Source organism: Bacillus sp. FSL R9-9410 (assembly GCF_038050385.1).
In the GTDB taxonomy this organism is placed as follows: Bacteria; Bacillota; Bacilli; order Bacillales; family Bacillaceae_G; genus Bacillus_A; species Bacillus_A cereus_U.
The window spans coordinates 1,302,078-1,323,841 of the sequence record NZ_JBBOTV010000001.1; the positions used below are offsets into that span (position 1 = coordinate 1,302,078).

Genomic DNA, 21,764 nt, shown 5'->3' on the forward strand with positions numbered 1-21,764 from the left:
CTATTGTATAGTAGTGGTGGTAGTCATCGTGAAGAAACTAAGAAGACCGAGACCAGCTAAAAGAATAAATGAGATTAAAGCGATATAGAGACAAATACGTCCAACTTGCTTTTTTTCGGGATCTTTACTGAAGAGCGAGATGATCCAAGTGATAATCCCGATTGGGGAAAATATAAAACTAAGAATATATAATAGTATTTTTTCAAATAAATTCATAAAACCCCCCCTTTTTGAAAGCTCTACATGTGTAGTTTTCTTCGTATTAGCGCTGCTGTTATGTAGGAAAGTACAGAATAAACAGCACTATAAACAATCCAAGCGTCTAAGTTTTGTAAAGCTAGGTGTATATCAAATTTAGAGACGATAATGAAAAATATAAGTGGAGCAGTAAAAGAAATAATAATAGCAGCCCATTTGAATTTGTATAGCAAGCCGCTAAAAAAAATACATAGTAATGGCAAAGTGAAGAAAACAAAAGTGAAAGGGTTGATAAGTAATTGTAAAATACATATCACCTCGCAATTTATATATATATTTCTAATTATATGATAAAAAGGAAAATATTTCATCTTAGTTAAAAATATTCCGACTATTTTGAATGTGAATATTTCCAAGCTTGTCCGTATAAGCTAAAATAAGGTATATAGTATTTTGATGATTATGTTATAAGAAGATAAACACGTTAGGGTGATATAAAATGTGGCGGAAGCTTACGATTATTGTAGTGTTACTTTGTTTAGCGGGATATGCAGCTTATGATCAGTTTGGTAAAAAAGATCAAGCGGTACAAGGGAAGCAAGAAAAAAGTGAAGCTGTTATGAAAGAGATGATTGCAAGGAATGGTATTGAAGTAGGGAAGAGTGCACCTGATTTTGAATTAACTAAGTTAGATGGAACAAATGTAAAGTTATCAGATTTAAAAGGAAAGAAAGTGATTTTAAACTTTTGGGCAACGTGGTGTGGCCCATGTCAGCAAGAAATGCCCGATATGGAGGCCTTTTATAAAGAGCATAAGGAAAATGTAGAAATTTTAGCTATTAACTATACTCCTTCAGAAAAAGGGGGGGGAGAAGAAAAGGTAAGCAACTTTGCGAAGGAAAAAGGAATTACTTTTCCTATTTTATTGGACAAGAACATTGACGTGACAACAGCATATAAAGTGATTACGATCCCAACCTCTTATTTTATAGACACAAAAGGGGTCATTCAAGATAAGTTTATTGGACCAATGACACAAAAAGAGATGGAAAAAAGGATTGCTAAATTAAAATAATGGTGAAAAGGTAGAGGTGGAAAGTTATCATTTCTGCCTTTTCTTTTTCACGTAGTGATAGCAGCATGTTATGATAAAAGAAATATAAACGTTTAGAGATAAAGGAGTGTATGGAGTGGGGAATGTATCCTTACCGTTAGATTATGTTGTAATTGATTTTGAAACAACAGGATTTAACCCTTATAATGATAAAATTATTCAAGTAGCAGCAGTGAAATATCGTAATCATGAACTAGTAGATCAGTTTGTTTCCTATGTGAATCCGGAGCGTTCAATTCCGGACCGAATAACGAGTTTAACAGGTATTACAAATTATCGTGTTTCAGATGCACCGACGATTGAAGAAGTATTACCTTTATTTTTAGCATTTTTACATACAAATGTAATTGTCGCTCATAATGCATCTTTTGATATGCGTTTTTTGAAAAGTAATGTAAATATGCTTGGGCTACCGGAGCCTAAAAATAAAGTGATTGACACTGTTTTTTTAGCAAAGAAATATATGAAGCACGCGCCTAATCATAAACTTGAAACGTTAAAGCGAATGCTTGGAATTCGCTTAAGTTCTCATAATGCATTTGATGATTGTATTACGTGTGCGGCAGTTTATCAAAGATGTGCATCTATTGAGGAAGAAGGAAAAAGAAAAGTGCAGAAAGAAGTGCTTGATGAAACGGTAGCATACGAAGCAGTAAAAGAAATTCTTATGCGAAATAAACGTGATATCGAATGGATTCGCTGTATGAATGTCGGGAGCTATTTAGATATAAAAGCTTTTTACCCAATTATTAGGATGAAGGTAAACGGGCGAAAGAAATATGTGCTAACAGAAAAAATGGAAGACGATGTAATTGGTATTTGTACGAGCTTAACGTGTGAGGCAGCATTGAAAAGTGAGATTGGCAACACGAGAATTATGATTGACAGTGTAGAGGACATTTTCAAGCTAGAGAGCTACATTTTAGAAGAATACGATTCTGTATTGCGAGCACTGCATGAATATAGAGTGAATGAAGAAGATGCTGATGAAGAAATTAAAAAATATTTAAATATAATGATGTGAAAAAATCCCATGCGTAATATTTGCGTATGGTTTTTTTGTTAAAACATAAAATTTTCTTGCAAATCTGATTAAAGAGTTTTTCATTTGCTCATACTATGTAATAAGAAAACGTAGAAGAAAGGGTGAGCAGCATGAGAAGAAGTCGCCGTAGATCGTTTGAAGAACTTGTAAATGAAAATAAACAACAATTATTAAGTGATCGTGATGCAATGGATCGAATTGAAAAACGTATTGAAAAACGTTATGCAATGAAACTTTTTAAGCAGGCTGAATAATTCTTAACACTAGTACGATACTAGTGTTAAGGAGGCGATAGTAATGGGTAATCCGAAAAAGAATTCAAAAGACTTTGCACCAAATCAAATTGGAACACAATCGAAAAAAGCTGGTGGGAATAAAGGAAAGCAAATGCAAGACCAAACTGGTAAGCAACCGATTGTTGATAACGGTTAAAAAAGGAGAATGTTATCATTCTTCTTTTTTGTGAGGGAATTAAAGATATATTTTTAACAGGAATATGAAAAAAGGGCTGACTTTCGTCAGCCTTTTTTCGTGATTGTAAAGTTTTCGACGAGTAAACGCCAATTTTGTGGGAATGGTAGACCAATCTTCCAATAGCTAATGCCGCCTATTCCTTGTTCTTTCATTAAATTAAATTTACTTTGTACGGACCGTGAATCTTCAAACCAAACTTCATGTTGTACGCCGTTTTCGTCAAAGTAATTGAAATGAGGAGCTTGAGCCGTGAAATCATAGCGGATAGGAACATTGTATTTACGAGCTAGTGCAACAGCTGCAACAGAGCTAATTGCTTTTGCAGGTGGATTTCCTTGTTTGAACGGCAGTTTCCAATCGAAACCGTATAAATTTTGACCCATCATAATTTTTTGTGGTGGCATTTGAGATTTTGCATATTGAAGTACCTCTTTCACAGGACCAATAGGAGAAATCGCCATCGGTGGCCCGCCTTGCCAACCCCAGTCGTATGTCATAATGACGACAAAATCAACAATTTGTCCTTGTGCTTTATAATCATGAGCTTCAAAAAATTTCCCTTTTTGATTGGAACTTGTTTTCGGTACAAGCGTTGTACTTAATGTGTACCCGCTAGGTAAGCGCGTTTTTATATTTCGTAAAAAACGATTATATGCTTCGCGATCTTCAGGTGCTACATTCTCGAAATCAAAATGAATATCTCGCATGCCGTATTTTTCAGCTGTTTGCAAAATGTTCGTAATAAATTTGTTTTGAATCGTTGCGTCGCGTAAAAAAACAGATGCCAGTTCGGTACTGAAATTTCCATTTTCAATATTTGTAATAACGAGCATAGGGATGGTTTTCCCTTGCGTTGCAATATTAGCGATTTTAGCTGTTTCTGTTGGTTCTTTTAAAGTGCCGTCTCGTTTTGCTTCGAAGCTGAAGTAGGCTAAATATGTTAAAAATGGATTAATAGCACGTGTAGCATTTACTAAACTTTCTTTGATCGGTATTGTTGAAGGTTGTAAATAAGCGATGGATTCTACTGCTCGTTTTGTTCCTTTCGGTATATATAATTGTTGTCCGACATGAAGAATAGATTTTAATGAAAGGTTATTAACTTTAGCTAAACTGGCGAGAGGAACGCTATATGTTTGAGAAATTCGATAAAGGCTGTCACCAGGCTGTACATAATAGTTATTGCCTTTTGTATTAACGATAAGTGCCTGACCAACAACGAGTGTTTCGGCTGGGTTTAGTCCATTGTCTTTTACAATTTCTTCAGGTGTAGATCCATATTTTGATGCTAAACTATAAACACTATCACCGCTACGAACAGTTACAATTTGAATCATGTGTTTGCCCCTTTCAGTAAAAGATTCACTGTTTTTATTTTATTTTTGATTCCACTGTATTATGATTAAATGTATGCAAGGTAGCAGAAGTGAAAGAAGGCGAATAGAAATGTTTGTAGCAGAACATGAAGTTGAAATCCGCTATGCGGAAACAGACCAGATGGGTGTTGTTTACCATTCAAACTATTTAGTGTGGCTGGAACTTGGGCGCACGAAACTTATACAAGAATTAGGATTTTCATATGTTGAAATGGAGAAAGAGGGAATTATCTCTCCTGTATTAGACTTGCAAATTTCATATCGTAAAGCGATGCGTTACGGTGAAAAAGCAATTGTGAAAACGTGGATTGATACTTTGAGCCCGCTTCGTGTTGTATATGGTTATGAAATTTATAACGGTGATGGCGAGCTTTGTATTACTGCAAGTACAACGAATATTTGTGCGAAAAAAGAAGGGTTCCGCCCTGTATCATTTAAAAAATTATATCCTGAGTGGTATGCGAAATATGAGGAAATTAAAAAGAAATAAAAAAAAGCGTGGCAGAAGCCACGTTTTTTTTATTTTTCATAATTAAATTGAGGGAAATCATCACCGTCGTTAAGTGTAACTAATAAATTATGTCCATCGAAGAACCACTCATCATCGCCTTCAATAAAGAAGTTAATACCTTCTTCTTGCATTTGAACAGCAGGGTGCGCAGGATCATCTTTACGAATACCTAAAGAAAGTCCTTTTTGCACAGTACTGCAACCACCGTATTGTACGAAAAAGCGTATTGTTTCACCTGATTGTAAGTGTAATTCGTTTTTATACCATTGTGCTGCTTCTTTTGTTACGGAAAGATTCATGTATAGTTCCTCCAAATTATGTTGCTTTTTCTTTAGTATAAAAAATAACGCAAAAAGACGCTATTAATATGCTTCACGTTTTCTTTTTGCGTTATGTGGGTTACAATCTTATTTTTGCTTTTTTGAAAAATTTGCTTTTGGTTCAGTTTTATTTATAATTCGTCCGATATTTGCACGGTGTTTATAAATAACCATACCTGCTAATAAACACATCGCAATAATGAAGATTCTATCCCCGCTAACAATGGATGCAATAACAGCAACGATAGCTGTTATCATAGAAGAAAGTGATACGTATCTTGTTGTAAATAAAAGGCTGAAAAAGACAACAGCTAATATTGCAAAAACAACTGGTGAATAGCATAATAATACCCCGGCAGAAGTTGCAACTGCTTTCCCCCCGCGGAATTTTGCGAAGATCGGATAGACATGTCCAAGAACAGCGGCTAATCCAAACCATAGTGGGTGAATATCTGCCCCGAAAATAATCGGTAGAGCTGTTGCTAATGTACCTTTTAAAATGTCAGCAATTGTTACGATAAAACCTGCTTTTTTCCCTAATGTACGGAATGTATTAGTTCCGCCTAGATTACCGCTTCCATGCTCACGAATGTCGATTCCATAACCGATTTTTCCAACGACTAATGCAAATGGAATCGAACCGAGCAAGTAGGCAACGATAAATAAAAGATATGTAATAATCATGAGTTCAGTCTCCTTTATACAAATGTGTTGATAAAGGGTAAAAAGAGTTTTTCCCGTATATTGTACCATATATTTGTAAAGAGCACATTTCTTTTTTATAAATGAAAAAGTCATTAATTTTTAAAAAAACTTTCACAGGAATGTTACATTTTTCACAGGAACAGAAGAACTATATGTTGTATGATTTTAATCAAAAGACAACAACATGTTGGTGGAGGGTTATGAATGTTGAAACAAAATGTACGTGGAGAAGAATTAATGAAAGTATTTGAGACAATTATTCACGGTAATGAACAAGATTTAATGCAGGAAAATGCAAATGTAGATGGCCGATCTCCAATGGGAGTAATGGGAACGTTCGCATCTGAGAGCGCAAAGTATTATGCAGTAGAAAAATTATTATCAGATCAAGTGAAAAAAGCGATAGATCAAAATATATTATATCCACATGATTTAGATTTTTATGCAACAGGAACGACGACTTGTTCGCAAATTCCGTTAGCGCAAATGCTTGCTAACGGTTTTCATACTGGACATGGACATATGAGACAACCGCAAGATATTAAAAGTGCGTTGGCGCTTTCTTCAATTATTTTTCAGGCGAATCAAAATATGCAGCACGGTGGTCAATCGTTTGCACTCTTTGATATTGATCTAGCTCCATATGTGAGAAAAACAGTAGAGAGACATAAAAAACGATTGCAGTCATATCCGCTTACGAAAGAACAAATAGAGGAATTTGCATGGAAAGAAACAGAAAATGATACGTATCAGGCGTGTGAGGCTTTCGTTCATAATTCAAATAGTATGCATAGTAGGGGCGGGGGACAAGTACCGTTTATTTCTATTAACTACGGAACAGATACATCGAAAGAGGGACGGCTTTTAATTAAGCAACTTTTAAAAGCGACGCAAGCTGGACTTGGTAAAGGGGAAACACCGATTTTTCCTATTCAAATTTTCAAAATGAAAAAAGGCGTGAACTTTGAAGAGTGTGATCCGAACTATGATTTATTTGAATTAGCGTTAGAAACGACAGTTGAGCGATTATTCCCTAACTTTTCGTTTTTAGATGCCCCGTTTAATGCTGTGCACTATGATGGTCGACCTGAAAGTGAAGTATGTTATATGGGGTGTCGTACTCGTGTTATGTCTAATATACATGGGGAAGAAACAGCAATTGGAAGAGGGAATTTATCGTTTACTTCTATTAATTTAGTGAAATTAGCGCTAATTAGTGGTTCAAAAGAAGCATTTTTTGAAGCGCTAAGTTATTACTTAGATTTAGGCGTTAAGCAATTATTAGAGAGATTTGCTTATCAATGTACAAAGAGAGCAAGAGATTTTCAGTTCTTATATTCACAAGGTGTATGGCGTGGTGGAGAAACGTTACAACCTGAAGATGCTGTGGCGCCGATTTTAAAACAAGGGACGTTAAGTCTTGGCTTTATCGGTCTTGCAGAATGTTTAGTAGCGTTAACAGGAAAGCACCATGGAGAAAATGAAGAATCGTGGAAGCTTGGATATGAAATCATTTCCTTTATGAGGAAGAGAATGGATAAGGCTACGGAAAAACATCAACTCAATTTCTCTGTAATTGCAACGCCAGCAGAAGGGTTATCAGGAAAGTTTGTGAAGAAAGATAGAGAAGAATTTGGTGTAATTAGCGGTGTGACAAATCATAATTATTATACAAATTCGTTCCATGTACCGGTGTATTACAATATTCAAGCTATAGATAAAATCCGATTAGAAGGACCGTTTCACGCTCTTTGTAATGGCGGACATATTACGTACATTGAACTAGATGGTGCAGCTGTGCATAATCAAAAGGCGTTAAAGCAAATTGTACTAGCGATGGCGCAGTACGGAGTAGGATACGGCTCAATTAACCATCCTGTCGATCGTTGTAAGTGTTGTAGTTATCATGGCATTATCGAGAATGAATGTCCGAGCTGCGGAAATGAAGATGAGAATGAAATAGAAAGAATTCGCCGCATAACAGGATATCTTGTAGGAGATATGTCAAAGTGGAATAGCGCGAAACGTAGTGAAGAGATGGATCGGGTGAAGCATAAATGAAAGTTATGAATATCATTCATGATAGTGTAGTAGATGGAGAAGGGTTGCGGACAGTCGTGTTTTTTGCGGGCTGTCCGCATCGTTGTATCGGTTGCCATAATCCGAAATCATGGAATGTTTGCAATGGAACTGAAATGACGGTAGAAGAAATTGTGAAAGAGATTGAAAAAAATTCATTAACCGATGTAACATTTTCAGGTGGAGATCCATTTTTTCAAGCTGCTGAAGTGAAAAAAGTAGCAAAAGCAGTGAAGGATTTGAGAAAAAATCTATGGATTTATACAGGTTACACGTTAGAAGAGATACAGAGTGCTCAAAATAATGATATGATAGAATTGTTACATTATGGGGATGTTTTGGTCGATGGAAGATTTGAACTTGATAAAAAAGATTTAACACTTCCATTTCGCGGAAGCTCCAATCAACGTATTATTCGATTGAAAGAGTAAAAAGGCGGGATAGGTTATATGAATAAAACAGTATTACTTGTTGAAGATGAAAGAAGATTACGTGAAATTGTTAGTGATTATTTTCGTAATGAAGGCTTTGAAGTAATCGAAGCGGAAGATGGAAAAAAAGCGCTAGAATTATTTGCTGAACATACAATTGATTTAATTATGTTAGATATTATGTTACCAGAAATAGATGGTTGGTCTGTTTGTAGACGAATTAGAAAAGAGTCAGCGGTACCAATTATTATGCTGACAGCACGTTCTGATGAGGATGATACATTACTAGGCTTTGAACTAGGTGCAGATGAGTATGTAACAAAACCTTTTAGTCCGAAAGTGTTAGTAGCTCGTGCAAAGACGTTATTGAAACGTGCGGATGGAGCGATAGGAGTATCAGAAGAAAATACTATGTCATTAGCTGGAATAGAAGTGAATCGACTATCTAGAACAGTTTTAGTAGATGGAGAAGAAATTATATTGACACATAAGGAGTTTGAGCTTCTCGTTTATTTAATGGAGAACAAAGGAATTGTGTTGTCACGCCAACATCTATTAGATCAGTTATGGGGATATGATTACTACGGTGATGACCGAACGGTTGATACACATATTAAAAAACTGCGAAATAAGCTAGGAGATAAGGCGAAGCATATCGGCACTGTTATTCGAGTAGGTTACAAATTTGAAGAATAACCTTTAAGTTACTATGCATCCCGGCTTTGCGATATAGCAAATTTACACTCTCCTTTGTAGGTGAAATGTACAAAAAATACTTTTCTTATCTACAATGATAGATAGGAGTATTTTTTAAATTGGATTTCACGATGAGTTCACAAGAAGGACACAAACTGTGACTATACTGAAAGTACGAATTCACCAGAGAGGGGAAATAAAAAATGGGATATTACGACGGACCAAATTTGAATGAAGAGCATAGTGAAACGAGAGAAGTGAGAAAATCAGGCAGTAAAAAAGGTTATTTCTTCACAGGTTTAGTGGGAGCTGTAGTCGGGGCGGTTTCGATTAGTTTTGCAGCACCTTATATGCCATGGGTGCAAAATAATGGAGCTGCAGTTTCATCATTCAATTCTAATAAACAAGTAGAAGGTACTGTAGTTCCTGTTGTCAATAAATCAAAAAACGAAACTGATTTGCCAGGTATGGTTGAAGGTGCAAAGGATGTTGTTGTTGGTGTAATTAATATGCAACAAAGTATTGATCCGTTTGCAATGCAACCGACAGGTCAAGAACAACAAGCTGGTTCAGGATCAGGTGTTATTTATAAAAAAGCAGGAAATAAAGCATATATCGTAACGAACAACCACGTAGTAGATGGAGCGAATAAACTTGCTGTGAAACTAAGTGATGGAAAGCAAGTTGATGCAAAATTAGTTGGTAAGGATCCTTGGTTAGACTTAGCTGTTGTTGAAATTGACGGATCTAATGTAAATAAAGTTGCAAGTCTAGGTGACTCCAGTAAACTTCGTGCTGGTGAAAAAGCGATCGCAATCGGTAACCCACTTGGATTTGACGGCAGTGTAACGGAAGGTATAATCAGTAGTAAAGAACGCGAAATTCCAGTTGATATTGATGGGGACAAACGCCCAGATTGGCAAGCACAAGTTATTCAAACAGATGCAGCGATTAACCCTGGTAATAGTGGTGGTGCATTATTTAACCAAAACGGTGAAGTAATCGGTATTAACTCAAGTAAAATTGCGCAGCAAGAAGTTGAAGGAATCGGATTTGCAATTCCGATTAATATTGCAAAACCAGTTATCGAATCGCTTGAAAAAGATGGAGTAGTGAAACGTCCAGCTCTTGGAGTAGGTGTCGTTTCATTAGAAGATGTGCAGGCTGCAGTAAACCAATTAAAGGTACCTAAAGAAGTAACAAATGGCGTTGTACTAGGTAAAATTTATCCAATATCACCGGCAGAAAAAGCTGGTTTAGAGCAATATGATGTTGTAGTAGCATTAGATAATCAAAAGGTAGAGAATGCTCTTCAATTCCGTAAATATTTATATGAAAAGAAAAAAGTAGGCGAGAAAGTAGAGGTTACATTCTATCGCAATGGCCAAAAAATGACGAAATCAGCTACGTTAGCAGATAATTCAGCTACAAAGAATCAATAAATATAAACTTTAATCAGTGGAGAGTTCTCTTCCTTCTGCTTATTAGCGTACATCAATCGGAATAAAAGAAAGTCTCTTTCATGTTGAAAGAGACTTTCTTTATCGGATATAATAAAGGTATAGGAGGGATTAATCATGACAATTGAAAACCCAACTCGTACGGAAATTGGTGAAGTATTGAAGAAAAGTAAAACGATTGCAGTTGTTGGATTATCAGATAAGCCAGAACGCACATCATATATGGTTTCAAAAGCAATGCAAGATGCTGGGTATCGCATTATTCCAGTAAATCCAACAGTAGATGAAGTACTCGGAGAAAAGGCGGTTTCTTCACTGACGGATATTAAAGAACATGTGGATATCGTAAATGTATTTCGTCGCTCAGAATTTTTAAAGGATGTTGCGAAAGAGTTTGTAGAGATTGATGCAGATGTTTTCTGGGCACAACTAGGAGTACAAGATGAAGATACATATAAACTTTTACAAGAAAAAGGCTATACAGTAATAATGGATCGTTGTATTAAAGTAGAGCATGTAATGACAAAATAGTATAGACTTTAAAGATAGAAAGATTGATTCAGTCCTCGCTTTTTACATAAGTAGGGCGGATGAACGAGGTGTTCATCATGAGATTTTTTAAAGGCTGTTTTTGGGGATTGTTACTTGTTATCCCGTTTTGGATATTGATCATTTGGATCATGAAAAAGGTCTGGAATGTATAATATTGGAATACATATCCATTTCTCGTTGACAAACGATTATTTTTCTGAAATAGTAGCCTAGAGGAATCCTTGTGAAAAAAACAAGGATTTTTCTATTGAAAATAGTATATAAAAGAGATAAGATAACTTGCCAAAACTATAGTCGAGGCGTTATTCTATAATAGAAACATATGTTCTTATTTGATTAGGAAAGGGGCAAGGAGTTTGGCGAAGCATCAGTTCCAATACAATGAAGATGCAATTCAGGTGTTAGAAGGACTTGAAGCCGTTCGAAAACGCCCGGGTATGTATATCGGGAGTACGGATAGCCGTGGATTGCATCATTTAGTATATGAAGTAGTAGATAACTCCGTTGATGAAGCATTAGCGGGATTTGGCGACGAAATTTCTGTCGTAATACATAAAGATAATAGTATTAGCGTAATTGATAAAGGGCGAGGAATGCCTACGGGAATGCATAAGCTTGGAAAACCGACACCTGAAGTTATTTTAACTGTACTTCATGCTGGTGGTAAGTTTGGCCAAGGAGGCTATAAAACGAGTGGAGGTTTACACGGTGTTGGGGCATCAGTTGTAAACGCCTTGTCAGAATGGCTAGTAGTAACGATTAAGCGTGATGGTAGCATTTATGAACAACGCTTTGAAAATGGTGGTACTCCTGCAACGACGTTAGAGAAAATCGGGAAAACGAAAGAGTCTGGTACAACGATGCACTTCAAACCAGATACAACTATTTTCAGCACAACAAATTATAATTATGAAACATTATGTGAGAGATTACGTGAATCTGCATTCTTATTAAAAGGAATGAAAATCTCGATAAAAGATGAACGTAATGATTTAGAAGATGTGTTTCATTATGAAACAGGAATTGAGGCTTTCGTTTCATACTTAAACGAAGAGAAAGATTCAATTCATCCAGTTGTATATTTCTCGGGTGAGCAAAATGGAATTGAAGCAGAGTTAGCGTTTCAGTTTAATGATGGTTACTCAGAAAACATTCTTTCATTTGTAAATAATGTACGTACAAAAGACGGTGGTACACACGAAGCTGGATTTAAAACAGCAATGACACGTGTGTTCAATGAGTATGCTCGTAAAGTTTCTTTATTAAAAGAAAAAGACAAAAATTTAGAGGGTACAGATATTCGTGAAGGATTAGCTTCGATTGTTTCTGTACGTGTACCAGAAGACGTACTCCAGTTTGAAGGGCAAACGAAAGGGAAACTAGGTACAAGTGAAGCTCGTTCTTCAATTGATGCAATTGTATCTGAGCATTTAGCTTACTTTTTAGAAGAAAACCCAGATGTAGCTACACTTCTTGTGAGAAAGGCGATTAAAGCAGCGCAAGCACGTGAGGCTGCTCGTAAAGCGAGAGAAGAAGCGCGTACTGGTAAGAAAAAGAAAAAATCAGAAGGTACTTTAAGCGGGAAGTTAACACCTGCACAATCACGTAATCCTCAGAAAAACGAATTGTATTTAGTAGAGGGTGACTCGGCTGGTGGTTCAGCAAAGCAAGGGCGAGATCGCCGTTTCCAAGCGGTGCTACCATTACGTGGTAAAGTAATTAACACGGAAAAAGCAAAGCTTGCTGATATTTTTAAGAATGAAGAGATCAATACGATTATTTACGCAATTGGCGGCGGCGTAGGGAATGAGTTCGCTGTTGAAGATATTAACTACGATAAAGTTGTTATTATGACCGATGCAGATACGGATGGAGCACATATTCAAGTGTTACTACTGACATTCTTCTACCGTTATATGAAACCACTTATTGAAGCTGGTAAAGTATTTATTGCACTTCCACCTTTATATAAAGTAAGTAAAGGAAAAGGGAAAAGTGAAGTAATTGAATATGCATGGTCTGATGAAGAATTAGGTGGTGTAACGAAAAAGGTCGGTAAAGGCTATATGTTGCAGCGCTATAAAGGACTTGGCGAAATGAATGCCGATCAATTATGGGAAACAACGATGAACCCTGAAACACGTACATTAATTCGTGTGAAAATTGATGATGCATCAAGAGCTGAGCGCCGAGTTACGACATTGATGGGGGATAAAGTAGAACCTCGTCGTAAATGGATTGAGCGTAATGTACAATTTGGTATGCAAGAAGAAGGAAATATTTTAGAAAATGAAATGATTATGGAGACGGAGGTGGAATAACATGCAGGCAGAGAAGTTTCATGACCTCCCGCTTGAAGACGTGTTAGGTGACCGCTTTGCACGTTATAGTAAATATATTATTCAAGACCGCGCGCTTCCAGATGCGCGTGATGGTTTAAAACCGGTACAAAGACGTATTTTATATTCTATGTATGTAGAAGGAAACGTACATGATAAAGCGTTTCGTAAATCAGCTAAAACAGTAGGTAATGTTATCGGTAATTATCATCCACATGGTGATTCCTCTGTATATGAGGCGATGGTCCGTTTAAGTCAAACTTGGAAAGTACGTAATGTTTTAGTTGAAATGCACGGAAATAACGGTAGTGTTGATGGGGATCCAGCAGCGGCAATGCGTTATACGGAAGCACGTTTATCACCAATCGCATCTGAGTTATTACGTGATCTTGATAAAGAAACAGTAGAATTCGTGTCAAACTTTGATGATACGAGTGAAGAGCCTGTTGTATTACCGGCAATGTTCCCGAACTTATTAGTGAACGGATCTACAGGGATTTCCGCTGGTTATGCAACAGAAATTCCACCGCATCATCTTGGAGAAGTAATTGATGCTACAATGATGCGTATTGATCAGCCAAATAGTTCTGTGGAGGACTTGTTAACAGTTATTAAAGGACCAGATTTCCCTACAGGTGGTATTATACAAGGGATAGATGGCATTAAAAAAGCGTATGAAACAGGTAAAGGTAAAATTATTATTCGCGGAAAAGCAGAGATTGAAACGATTCGTGGCGGGAAGCAACAAATCGTTATTACAGAAATTCCGTATGAAGTAAATAAAGCGAATCTTGTTAAGAAAATGGATGAATTACGTATAGATAAAAAGCTAGATGGAATTGCTGAAGTACGTGATGAGACAGATCGTACAGGTCTTCGTATCGTTGTAGAATTAAAAAAAGAAGCGAATGCTGAAGGTATTTTAAATTATTTATATAAAAATACAGATTTACAAATTCCATACAACTTTAATATGGTAGCGATAAATAATCGTCGTCCGACACTTATGACATTACCTAAGATTTTGGATGCATATATTGGGCATCAGAAAGAAGTTGTTACGAGACGCTCACAATATGAATTACGAAAAGCAGAAAATCGTCAACATATTGTAGAAGGTTTAAAGAAAGCATTATCAATTTTAGATGAAGTGATTGAAACGATCCGTGGGTCTAAAGATAAGCGTAATGCGAAAGATAATTTAAGTGCGAAATTTGGATTTACAGAGGCGCAGTCAGAAGCAATTGTTTCACTGCAATTATATCGTTTAACGAATACAGATATTACAGCACTAGAGCAAGAAGCAGCTGAACTCAGTAAGAAAATTATAGAGTTACAGTCGATTCTACAAAGTGAAAACAGACTTTTTCAAGTTATTAAAACAGATTTGAAGAGAGTAAAGAAAACATATAGTGATAATCGCCGGGCGATAATTGAAGAGGAAATTGAAGAAATTAAAATTGATGTGGAAGTTATGATTCCGCAAGAAGATGTCATCGTTACTGTAACGAAAGAAGGATATGTGAAACGAACAGGTTGGCGTTCGCATAATGCATCGAACGGGAAATACTTCGGTATGAAAGAGGGTGACATCTTACTTGAGCGTTTCGATACAAACACGACAGAAACCGTTCTTTTATTTACGAACAAAGGAAATTATATTTATCTTCCTGTGTATGAAATGCCAGAAATTCGTTGGAAAGATTTAGGTCAACACGTTGCGAATCTTGTTTCACTCGAGCGAGATGAATCGTTAATTTGGGCAACAGTCGTACCGAATTTTGAAGAAGAAAAACGATTTATCGTATTTGTTACACGGAACGGTATGATTAAGAAAACAGAATTAAACCAATATAAAGTGCAGCGTTATTCACGGGCGTTCGTTGCTGTAAACTTGAAAAAAGATGATGAAGTTATTGATATATTTGCGACAGATGGGACAAGTGATATTGTTCTTGCAACACATGGTGCATATGCACTTGTATTCAATGAAGAAGAAGTAAGCCCAGTTGGTGTAAGAGCAGCTGGTGTGAAAGCAATTAACTTAAAAGAGGATGACTACGTTGCTTCTGGTAAACCGTTAAATGGTGAAAAAGATCAACTTATTCTCGTTACGCAGCGCGGTGCTGTGAAACGTATAAAGGCATCGGAAATTGAGAAATCAACGAGGGCGAAGCGAGGCCTTGTAATTTTTAAAGAGTTAAAACGTAATCCGTACCGCATTGTCGGTATTGAAATTGTTCGAGATGATGAATTAGTTTACATGAAGACAGAGAAACACATTGTAGAAGAAATTGATCCGAAAGCATTTCGAAATAAAGACCGGTATAGTAATGGTAGTTTAGTACTAGATGTTAATGATACTGGTGAAGTAATTGAAACGTGGACGAAGAAAAGAACGGAATAAAGGGAGCATCTTGCTATGAATGATAGCAAGATGCTTTTTTCTAAGCAAATCATTATGTATATAAAAATAATCTTGTTATAATAATGAAATGAAATCGTTCTCATAAAGTGAAACTTTAATCAGTGGGGGGTTTCTTCATCCCCCACGATTATTAGTTGAACCAATCGGGCTTTTACGAGCAGTTGATCCCTCACCTAACTACTTTGCTTTCGTTGAATTTTGAGGTAGGGATCTTACTGCCCGTTAGTGCGGGATAAATGGAGGGGCAACATGAAAAAAATAGGTGTAGGGATTGTAGGATTTGGATTTTCTAGTACAACATTTCACATCCCGTTATTACAAACGATAGAAGAGTATGATATTCGTGCTATTTTATCATCCAAAGAAGAATTAGTGAAACAAGCATTACCAAATGCTGAAGTTGTTGGTACAATTGATGAATTAGTAAACCGAGCTGATATTGACTTAGTGGTCATTACTTCACCGAATACAACTCATTTTCCATATGTAAAAGAAGCGATTGTACACGGTAAGCATGTTGTTGTGGAGAAACCATTCGTTGTTTCAATTGAAGAGGGAGAAGAACTTATTTCATTAGCGAAGCAACATAATGTCGTTTTAAGTGTGTATCACAACCGTCGTCTTGATAATGATTTCTTAACGATAAAGAAATTATTACAAGAAAATAGAATAGGGAATGTATACGCATATGAAGCGCATTTCGATCGTTTCCGTCCACATGTACGTGATCGCTGGAGAGAAAAGAATTTACCAGGTTCAGGAATTTTATATGATTTAGGATCGCATTTAATGGACCAAGCATTAGCTTTATTTGGAAAGCCAGATGCTATAAATGCAGATGTAATAAAACAACGACCAGGTGCAGAAATTGATGATTATTTCCATGTTGTACTTCACTACGGAGTAAAGCGTGTCATTTTACATAGTAGCAGTTATGTGAAACAAGCTGGACCACATTTTACACTGCATGGAGATAAAGGTTCTATTGTGAAGTATGGTATGGATTCACAGGAAGAACAATTAAAGACTGGAATGAAGCCAGGGGATAATGGTTATGGAGCAGACCCTGAAGAGAATTTTGCTACTTTAGAAACAGAAGAAGCGTTAGTACGTATTCCAACAGAAGTCGGCTGTTATGACATGTATTATAAAGGTGTAAGAGATAGTATTGTAAATGGTGAGAAACCACCTGTAACAGCAGAAGAAGGCTTGGAAGTTATTAGACTTATTCAATTGGCAATTGAAAGTAGTGAAACTGGTAGAGTCATTTCGGTAAAATAAAAAAGACACGATTCTGTGTCTTTTTTATTTTTGCGGAACAGAAAGTCCGTAAAAGAACATCGTAACGATATCTTGTATATGTTTTTCTCGATCTCCTTCAAGAAGCTGTGCCCCGAAATCATCACCTAATTTAGTGAACATTTGAATGTACAGTAACATCATTTCTTTTGAAAGATGAGGATTAATTTCATTTTTGCGCTGTGCTTGTTCTAATATTTCTAAATACCAAGGCAGGATTTTTTCGTTTTGATAACTATAAATAAATTCTCGGAGCTCTTCGTCTCTTTGCATCATTTGTAGTAGCATATCAGGCTGAAATAACCCGCCCGTATTCATTTTTCTTACAATCATTTTTTGCATCATATCATGAAACGGTAATTTTTCTTCCGCAAGCCCTTTATAATATTGAAATTCAGATATTATAAATTCTTGTATAAGCTCCCTAAATAACGCATCTTTACTTCCAAAATGATTATAAATTGTAACTTGAGAAACGTTTGCTTTTTTTGCAATATGTTCTATTTTCACTTCATTAAATCCACGTTCTGAAAATAATACGAAGGCTGCCTCTTTAATGGCACGTTTTTTCTTTTCTTTCACTTTTTCAAAGCCGTTCAATACAATCACCTCATTTAAAATATACAAGAAAAAATAATTGAAAACAATATTTTTGAAATATGAACATATAAATATTTCAAAAAGTTGTTGCGAATATGAAAGATGAGGAGTACAATAATTTTGAAATATCATATGTTAAATATTTCAAAAAATGAGGTGGACTTATGATTTCAGTTCAAAATGTTACAAAACAGTTTTCAAATGGAAAAGGCTTGTTTGATATTACATTTGAAGTGAAAGAAGGGGAAGTTTTTGGCTACTTAGGACCAAATGGTGCTGGGAAATCAACAACGATTCGTAATTTAATGGGATTTATAAAACCGACGGCTGGTAAAGCGACAATTTTCGGGTTAGATTGTTGGGAAGATGCTGCGAAAATTCAAAGAGAAGTTGGCTATTTACCAGGAGAAATTTCTTTTATTGAAGGAATGAATGGATTAGAGTTTTTAAATTTGATGCAAGGTATGCGTGGGTTAAAAGATATAAAAAGACGAGATGAATTGATAGAACGTTTGCAATTCGATGTGAAAACACCAATTCGAAAAATGTCTAAAGGAATGAAACAAAAAGTAGGGATAGTTGCGGCATTTATGCATGATCCAGAAGTGCTAATTTTAGATGAACCGACATCAGGACTCGATCCACTTATGCAACAAGTATTTATAGATTTAATATTAGAGGAAAAGCAAAGAGGAAAAACAATCCTTATGTCATCACATATTTTCACTGAAATTGAGAGAACTTGTGACAGAGTAGCTATTATTAAAGATGGTTGCCTTGTAACAGTTGAAAACATTCATGATTTACAAGGCATGAGAAGACAGGTGATAGATGTAACAGTATCATCTCAAGAAGAAATCGAGTCTCTTAAACAATGTGATTTGCAATTTGAAGGGGTGAAAGGTAGAGAGGCATCAATTATTGTGCAAGGAAACTACCAAACTGTTTTACAAATACTTTCAAACTATAATGTAACGGCACTTCAAACGAGAGCGACGGATTTAGAACATTTATTTATGCATTATTACGAGAAGAAAGAAGGGATAAAGCATGAATAAACAATTATTTTTAGCTAGTTTGAAAGAAACTCAAAAAAGTATATTGAGCTATGCTACTGGTGCAGCTCTTTATTTATGGTTATTAATTTGGATATTCCCATCCATGGTTTCAGCGAAAGGGTTAAATGAATTAATAAGTGCCATGCCTGATAGTGTAAAAAAAATCGTTGGTATGGAAAGTCCAATTCAAAATGTAATGGATTTTTTAGCTGGGGAGTATTATAGCCTATTGTTTATTATTATTTTAACAATTTTTTGCGTCACAGTTGCAACGCATTTAATTGCTCGTCATGTAGATAAAGGTGCGATGGCATATTTATTAGCAACACCTGTATCAAGGGTGAAAATTGCAATTACACAAGCTACCGTTCTCATATTGGGACTATTAATTATTGTAATTGTTACGTATGTAGCTGGTATATTAGGTGCAGAATGGTTTTTGAAAGATAATAATTTAAATAAAGAATTATTCCTGAAGATAAATGTAGTCGGAGGGCTAATATTTTTAGTAGTTAGTGCCTATTCATTTTTCTTTTCCTGTATATGTAATGATGAAAGAAAGGCACTTAGCTACTCAGCAAGTTTAACAATCTTATTTTTCGTATTAGATATGGTAGGGAAATTAAGTGATAAGTTAGAGTGGATGAGAAATATATCCTTGTTTACATTGTTTCGCCCGAAAGAAATTGCTGAAGGAACATATAATATATGGCCAGTAAGTATAGGTTTAACTGCTGGAGCACTTTGTATCTTCATAGTAGCAATTGTAGTGTTTAGGAAGAGGGATTTACCGTTGTAAAGTAGAAAGTCCACTGAGAAAGTGGGCTTTTTTCGTTTTTGTAGGAAAGAGGTTTCTGAAAATATACATTATTTATTAACGATAATCTACAGTCTATTTATTAGAAAACATAATTAACACTATTAAATTAGTGTATATGTAACGATGAAAAATGATGTTAAAAAACTATATAGAATTTTTATGAATATTACTGTAAAAAAATAATTTTTTAAAAATTTTCAATAATAACACTTTACAAATTTTTAAAAATTAGTAGAATAAGAGGTAGTAAGAATCGTCTGATAAATATATAAAGAAAAACAGAATTATCAGAAAATTCTTAAATAGATATCGTTTAGAATTAGGGAGGGTACAGAAAATGAAAAAGAAAAAAATGAAAAAACTAACAGCAGTTGTAGTACCGGTTTTAGCAATGAGCATGGCATTAACAGCATGTTCTACATCAGGCGGAGATAAGAAGACAAGTACAAATTCTAGCTCAAGTGGAGATAGCAAGTCAGGGGAAAAATTAGCGGCAAAACAAGTTTTAAATCGAACAGTAACACAAGAGATTCCAACGATGGATTCTTCTAAATCAACAGATACAGTATCTTCACAAATGCTAGGGAATACGATGGAAGGATTATATCGTCTTGATAAAGATAATAAGCCGATTCCAGCTGCAGCAGAATCTAGTACGAAAAGTGAAGATGGTAAAAAATATACATTTAAACTACGTAAAGATGCAAAATGGTCAAATGGAGATCCAGTAACTGCGAAAGATTTCGTATATGCTTGGCAACGTCTATTAGATCCAAAAACAGCTGCTGAGTATGCATTTATCGCATTCCCGATTAAAAATGCAGAAGTGGTTAATAAAGGAGAAAAACCTGTAGCTGAATTAGGAGTGAAAGCGGTAGATGATCTTACGCTTGAAGTTGAATTAGAGCAAGCAGTACCATATTTTTTAAACTTAGTAGCATTCCCATCGTACTATCCATTAAATGAAAAGTTCATAAAAGAAAAAGGTGAGAAGTTCGGTTTAGAGTCTGATACAACAGTTTATAATGGACCGTTCGTTCTTAAAGATTGGAAGCATGAACAAGGATGGCAATTAAAGAAAAATGATCAATATTGGGATAAAAAGACTGTAAAACTTGAAGAAGTTAACTTCAGTGTTGTAAAAGAGGCAGCAACGCTAATTAACTTATATGATAGCGGTCAAGTTGACTTTGCTTTATTAAATGGAGAGTTCGTAGATAAATACAGAAATAAGAAAGATGAATTCGGAACATTTTCACAAGTAAGTACGTACTTCATTCGTATGAATCAAAAACGTGATGGACAAGATACACCATTAAAGAGCAAAAAATTACGTGAAGCAATTGCACTTTCTATCGATAAGAAAAATCTAGCAAATGTAATTTTAAATGATGGATCAAAAGAAGCTGATTTCTTAGTACCAAAAGGTTTAGCAACTGGACCGGACGGTAAAGACTTCCAAGAAACGTTTAAAAATGGTATCAAGCCAGATGCGAAAAAAGCAGCTGCTGCATGGGATGAAGCAAAAAAAGAGCTTGGAAAAGATCAAGTTACAATTGAATTCTTAAACTATGATACTGGTAATGCGAAAAAAGTTGGAGAATATATTAAGGACCAAATCGAGAAAAACTTAAAAGGTGTAACAGTTAATATCAAACTTCAACCATTTAAGCAAAAACTAAAATTAGAATCTGAGCAACAATATGATATTTCATATGGTGGTTGGAATCCAGATTATGCAGATCCAATGACATTCTTAGATATGTTTGAGTCTAAGCATTCTCATAACCAAATGAGCTTCTCAGATCCTAAATATGATGCAATGGTGAAAAAAGCTGGTACTGAATTAATGGGTGATGCGAAAAAACGTTGGGAAGAGTTAGGAAAAGCTGAAAAAACATTACTTGAAGAAGATGTAGCGATTGTACCTTTATATCAACGTGGAGATTCTTATGTTTTACAACCAAATGTAAAAGATGTAGTAAAACATAATATCAGTCCGGAATTTAGCTTTAAGTGGGCATACGTGACTGAAAAATAATAGAGTTGAAAAAGCATTTCAAAGTAGCTTAGCTACTTTGAAATGCTTTTTTTAGGGAGCTTAAAATACTAATTTTTAGTTCAGTTAAATAGAGAAGAATAAGGCGTATAGTACGGACATATAGTAGATGGGGGATAAATCATACTAAATTATGAAGATTAAAATCAGAATATTTGAAATAAAACTATTTACAAATGCGTAAAAAAGAGTAGAATAAT

21 protein-coding genes are annotated in these 21,764 nt (G+C 35.4%); 16 read left to right on the forward strand and 5 right to left on the reverse strand.

What is annotated here, in order from left to right; genetic code table 11:
• Complete coding sequence (locus MKX77_RS06985; RefSeq protein WP_341306136.1) at nucleotides 1-216, reverse strand: hypothetical protein; 216 nt, start codon at nucleotides 214-216, stop codon at nucleotides 1-3.
• A gap of 481 nt (nucleotides 217-697) precedes the next feature.
• Here MKX77_RS06985 and MKX77_RS06990 point away from each other — a divergent pair, with 481 nt between their 5' ends.
• From MKX77_RS06990 to sspN, 4 genes are all read left to right on the forward strand, one after another.
• Entirely contained in the window at nucleotides 698-1,273 is a 576-nt protein-coding gene (locus tag MKX77_RS06990) for a redoxin domain-containing protein (protein ID WP_341306137.1), read from the forward strand.
• A 115-nt stretch (nucleotides 1,274-1,388) separates the two neighbouring features.
• Nucleotides 1,389-2,336: a 3'-5' exonuclease gene (locus tag MKX77_RS06995; RefSeq protein WP_078174166.1), complete on the forward strand. Its 948-nt coding sequence runs from the start codon at nucleotides 1,389-1,391 to the stop codon at nucleotides 2,334-2,336.
• 131 nt (nucleotides 2,337-2,467) lie between these two features.
• A complete protein-coding gene (locus tag MKX77_RS07000; protein ID WP_215553800.1) occupies nucleotides 2,468-2,611 on the forward strand; it encodes an FbpB family small basic protein in 144 nt (47 codons plus the stop codon).
• A gap of 43 nt (nucleotides 2,612-2,654) precedes the next feature.
• Entirely contained in the window at nucleotides 2,655-2,789 is a 135-nt protein-coding gene (gene sspN / locus MKX77_RS07005; protein ID WP_000527988.1) for an acid-soluble spore protein SspN, read from the forward strand.
• Between the two features lie 86 nt (nucleotides 2,790-2,875).
• Here the strand turns inward: sspN and MKX77_RS07010 are convergent, their stop codons facing one another.
• A complete protein-coding gene (locus tag MKX77_RS07010) occupies nucleotides 2,876-4,168 on the reverse strand; it encodes a glycosyl hydrolase family 18 protein (RefSeq protein ID WP_341306138.1) in 1,293 nt (430 codons plus the stop codon).
• 109 nt (nucleotides 4,169-4,277) lie between these two features.
• Here MKX77_RS07010 and MKX77_RS07015 point away from each other — a divergent pair, with 109 nt between their 5' ends.
• Nucleotides 4,278-4,697: an acyl-CoA thioesterase gene (locus MKX77_RS07015; RefSeq protein ID WP_002160928.1), complete on the forward strand. Its 420-nt coding sequence runs from the start codon at nucleotides 4,278-4,280 to the stop codon at nucleotides 4,695-4,697.
• A 29-nt stretch (nucleotides 4,698-4,726) separates the two neighbouring features.
• Here MKX77_RS07015 and MKX77_RS07020 read toward each other — a convergent pair whose 3' ends face one another.
• Entirely contained in the window at nucleotides 4,727-5,017 is a 291-nt protein-coding gene (locus tag MKX77_RS07020; protein ID WP_002146331.1) for a HesB/YadR/YfhF family protein, read from the reverse strand.
• A gap of 108 nt (nucleotides 5,018-5,125) precedes the next feature.
• A complete protein-coding gene (plsY, locus tag MKX77_RS07025; RefSeq protein ID WP_215553799.1) occupies nucleotides 5,126-5,722 on the reverse strand; it encodes a glycerol-3-phosphate 1-O-acyltransferase PlsY in 597 nt (198 codons plus the stop codon).
• Nucleotides 5,723-5,947: 225 nt separating this feature from the next.
• Here plsY and MKX77_RS07030 point away from each other — a divergent pair, with 225 nt between their 5' ends.
• The 8 genes from MKX77_RS07030 (at nucleotide 5,948) to MKX77_RS07065 (ending at nucleotide 17,009) form a co-directional block, all read left to right on the forward strand.
• Nucleotides 5,948-7,804: an anaerobic ribonucleoside triphosphate reductase gene (locus MKX77_RS07030; protein ID WP_341306139.1), complete on the forward strand. Its 1,857-nt coding sequence runs from the start codon at nucleotides 5,948-5,950 to the stop codon at nucleotides 7,802-7,804.
• Complete coding sequence (gene nrdG / locus MKX77_RS07035; protein ID WP_341306140.1) at nucleotides 7,801-8,253, forward strand: anaerobic ribonucleoside-triphosphate reductase activating protein; 453 nt, start codon at nucleotides 7,801-7,803, stop codon at nucleotides 8,251-8,253. The genes MKX77_RS07030 and nrdG overlap by 4 nt, the downstream gene beginning before the upstream one ends.
• 18 nt (nucleotides 8,254-8,271) lie before the next feature.
• Nucleotides 8,272-8,949 (forward strand): response regulator transcription factor, encoded by a 678-nt coding sequence (locus MKX77_RS07040; protein WP_002111124.1) that lies wholly within the window; start codon nucleotides 8,272-8,274, stop codon nucleotides 8,947-8,949.
• A gap of 203 nt (nucleotides 8,950-9,152) precedes the next feature.
• Nucleotides 9,153-10,391: a S1C family serine protease gene (locus MKX77_RS07045; protein ID WP_215553796.1), complete on the forward strand. Its 1,239-nt coding sequence runs from the start codon at nucleotides 9,153-9,155 to the stop codon at nucleotides 10,389-10,391.
• A 135-nt stretch (nucleotides 10,392-10,526) separates the two neighbouring features.
• The gene (locus MKX77_RS07050) at nucleotides 10,527-10,940 is read left to right on the forward strand and encodes a CoA-binding protein (protein WP_002137699.1); all 414 of its coding nucleotides are present in this window, start codon (nucleotides 10,527-10,529) and stop codon (nucleotides 10,938-10,940) included.
• A gap of 377 nt (nucleotides 10,941-11,317) precedes the next feature.
• Complete coding sequence (parE, locus tag MKX77_RS07055; protein WP_215553794.1) at nucleotides 11,318-13,282, forward strand: DNA topoisomerase IV subunit B; 1,965 nt, start codon at nucleotides 11,318-11,320, stop codon at nucleotides 13,280-13,282.
• Nucleotide 13,283: 1 nt separating this feature from the next.
• Complete coding sequence (parC, locus tag MKX77_RS07060; RefSeq protein ID WP_341306141.1) at nucleotides 13,284-15,707, forward strand: DNA topoisomerase IV subunit A; 2,424 nt, start codon at nucleotides 13,284-13,286, stop codon at nucleotides 15,705-15,707.
• Between the two features lie 270 nt (nucleotides 15,708-15,977).
• Nucleotides 15,978-17,009 carry an oxidoreductase gene (locus tag MKX77_RS07065; RefSeq protein ID WP_341306142.1) on the forward strand — a complete coding sequence of 344 codons (1,032 nt, stop codon included), beginning with the start codon at nucleotides 15,978-15,980 and terminating at the stop codon, nucleotides 17,007-17,009.
• Between the two features lie 24 nt (nucleotides 17,010-17,033).
• Here the strand turns inward: MKX77_RS07065 and MKX77_RS07070 are convergent, their stop codons facing one another.
• Entirely contained in the window at nucleotides 17,034-17,627 is a 594-nt protein-coding gene (locus tag MKX77_RS07070; protein WP_341306143.1) for a TetR/AcrR family transcriptional regulator, read from the reverse strand.
• Nucleotides 17,628-17,791: 164 nt separating this feature from the next.
• Here MKX77_RS07070 and MKX77_RS07075 point away from each other — a divergent pair, with 164 nt between their 5' ends.
• The 3 genes from MKX77_RS07075 (at nucleotide 17,792) to MKX77_RS07085 (ending at nucleotide 21,546) form a co-directional block, all read left to right on the forward strand.
• Nucleotides 17,792-18,685: an ABC transporter ATP-binding protein gene (locus MKX77_RS07075; RefSeq protein ID WP_341306144.1), complete on the forward strand. Its 894-nt coding sequence runs from the start codon at nucleotides 17,792-17,794 to the stop codon at nucleotides 18,683-18,685.
• The gene (locus tag MKX77_RS07080) at nucleotides 18,678-19,484 is read left to right on the forward strand and encodes an ABC transporter permease subunit (RefSeq protein WP_098786583.1); all 807 of its coding nucleotides are present in this window, start codon (nucleotides 18,678-18,680) and stop codon (nucleotides 19,482-19,484) included. The genes MKX77_RS07075 and MKX77_RS07080 overlap by 8 nt, the downstream gene beginning before the upstream one ends.
• 358 nt (nucleotides 19,485-19,842) lie before the next feature.
• Nucleotides 19,843-21,546, forward strand: coding sequence for a peptide ABC transporter substrate-binding protein (locus MKX77_RS07085; RefSeq protein ID WP_215553789.1), 1,704 nt, complete (start codon nucleotides 19,843-19,845; stop codon nucleotides 21,544-21,546).
• The last annotated feature ends 218 nt before the right edge of the window (nucleotides 21,547-21,764 follow it).

Coding starts and splice junctions, on each gene's coding strand:
- MKX77_RS06985 (WP_341306136.1), bottom strand. CDS start 216: ATGAATTTATTTGAAAAAATACTATTATATATTCTTAGTTTTATATTT.
- MKX77_RS06990 (WP_341306137.1), top strand. CDS start 698: ATGTGGCGGAAGCTTACGATTATTGTAGTGTTACTTTGTTTAGCGGGA.
- MKX77_RS07000 (WP_215553800.1), top strand. CDS start 2,468: ATGAGAAGAAGTCGCCGTAGATCGTTTGAAGAACTTGTAAATGAAAAT.
- sspN (WP_000527988.1), top strand. CDS start 2,655: ATGGGTAATCCGAAAAAGAATTCAAAAGACTTTGCACCAAATCAAATT.
- MKX77_RS07010 (WP_341306138.1), bottom strand. CDS start 4,168: ATGATTCAAATTGTAACTGTTCGTAGCGGTGATAGTGTTTATAGTTTA.
- MKX77_RS07015 (WP_002160928.1), top strand. CDS start 4,278: ATGTTTGTAGCAGAACATGAAGTTGAAATCCGCTATGCGGAAACAGAC.
- MKX77_RS07020 (WP_002146331.1), bottom strand. CDS start 5,017: ATGAATCTTTCCGTAACAAAAGAAGCAGCACAATGGTATAAAAACGAA.
- plsY (WP_215553799.1), bottom strand. CDS start 5,722: ATGATTATTACATATCTTTTATTTATCGTTGCCTACTTGCTCGGTTCG.
- MKX77_RS07030 (WP_341306139.1), top strand. CDS start 5,948: ATGTTGAAACAAAATGTACGTGGAGAAGAATTAATGAAAGTATTTGAG.
- nrdG (WP_341306140.1), top strand. CDS start 7,801: ATGAAAGTTATGAATATCATTCATGATAGTGTAGTAGATGGAGAAGGG.
- MKX77_RS07040 (WP_002111124.1), top strand. CDS start 8,272: ATGAATAAAACAGTATTACTTGTTGAAGATGAAAGAAGATTACGTGAA.
- MKX77_RS07045 (WP_215553796.1), top strand. CDS start 9,153: ATGGGATATTACGACGGACCAAATTTGAATGAAGAGCATAGTGAAACG.
- MKX77_RS07050 (WP_002137699.1), top strand. CDS start 10,527: ATGACAATTGAAAACCCAACTCGTACGGAAATTGGTGAAGTATTGAAG.
- parC (WP_341306141.1), top strand. CDS start 13,284: ATGCAGGCAGAGAAGTTTCATGACCTCCCGCTTGAAGACGTGTTAGGT.
- MKX77_RS07065 (WP_341306142.1), top strand. CDS start 15,978: ATGAAAAAAATAGGTGTAGGGATTGTAGGATTTGGATTTTCTAGTACA.
- MKX77_RS07075 (WP_341306144.1), top strand. CDS start 17,792: ATGATTTCAGTTCAAAATGTTACAAAACAGTTTTCAAATGGAAAAGGC.
- MKX77_RS07080 (WP_098786583.1), top strand. CDS start 18,678: ATGAATAAACAATTATTTTTAGCTAGTTTGAAAGAAACTCAAAAAAGT.
- MKX77_RS07085 (WP_215553789.1), top strand. CDS start 19,843: ATGAAAAAGAAAAAAATGAAAAAACTAACAGCAGTTGTAGTACCGGTT.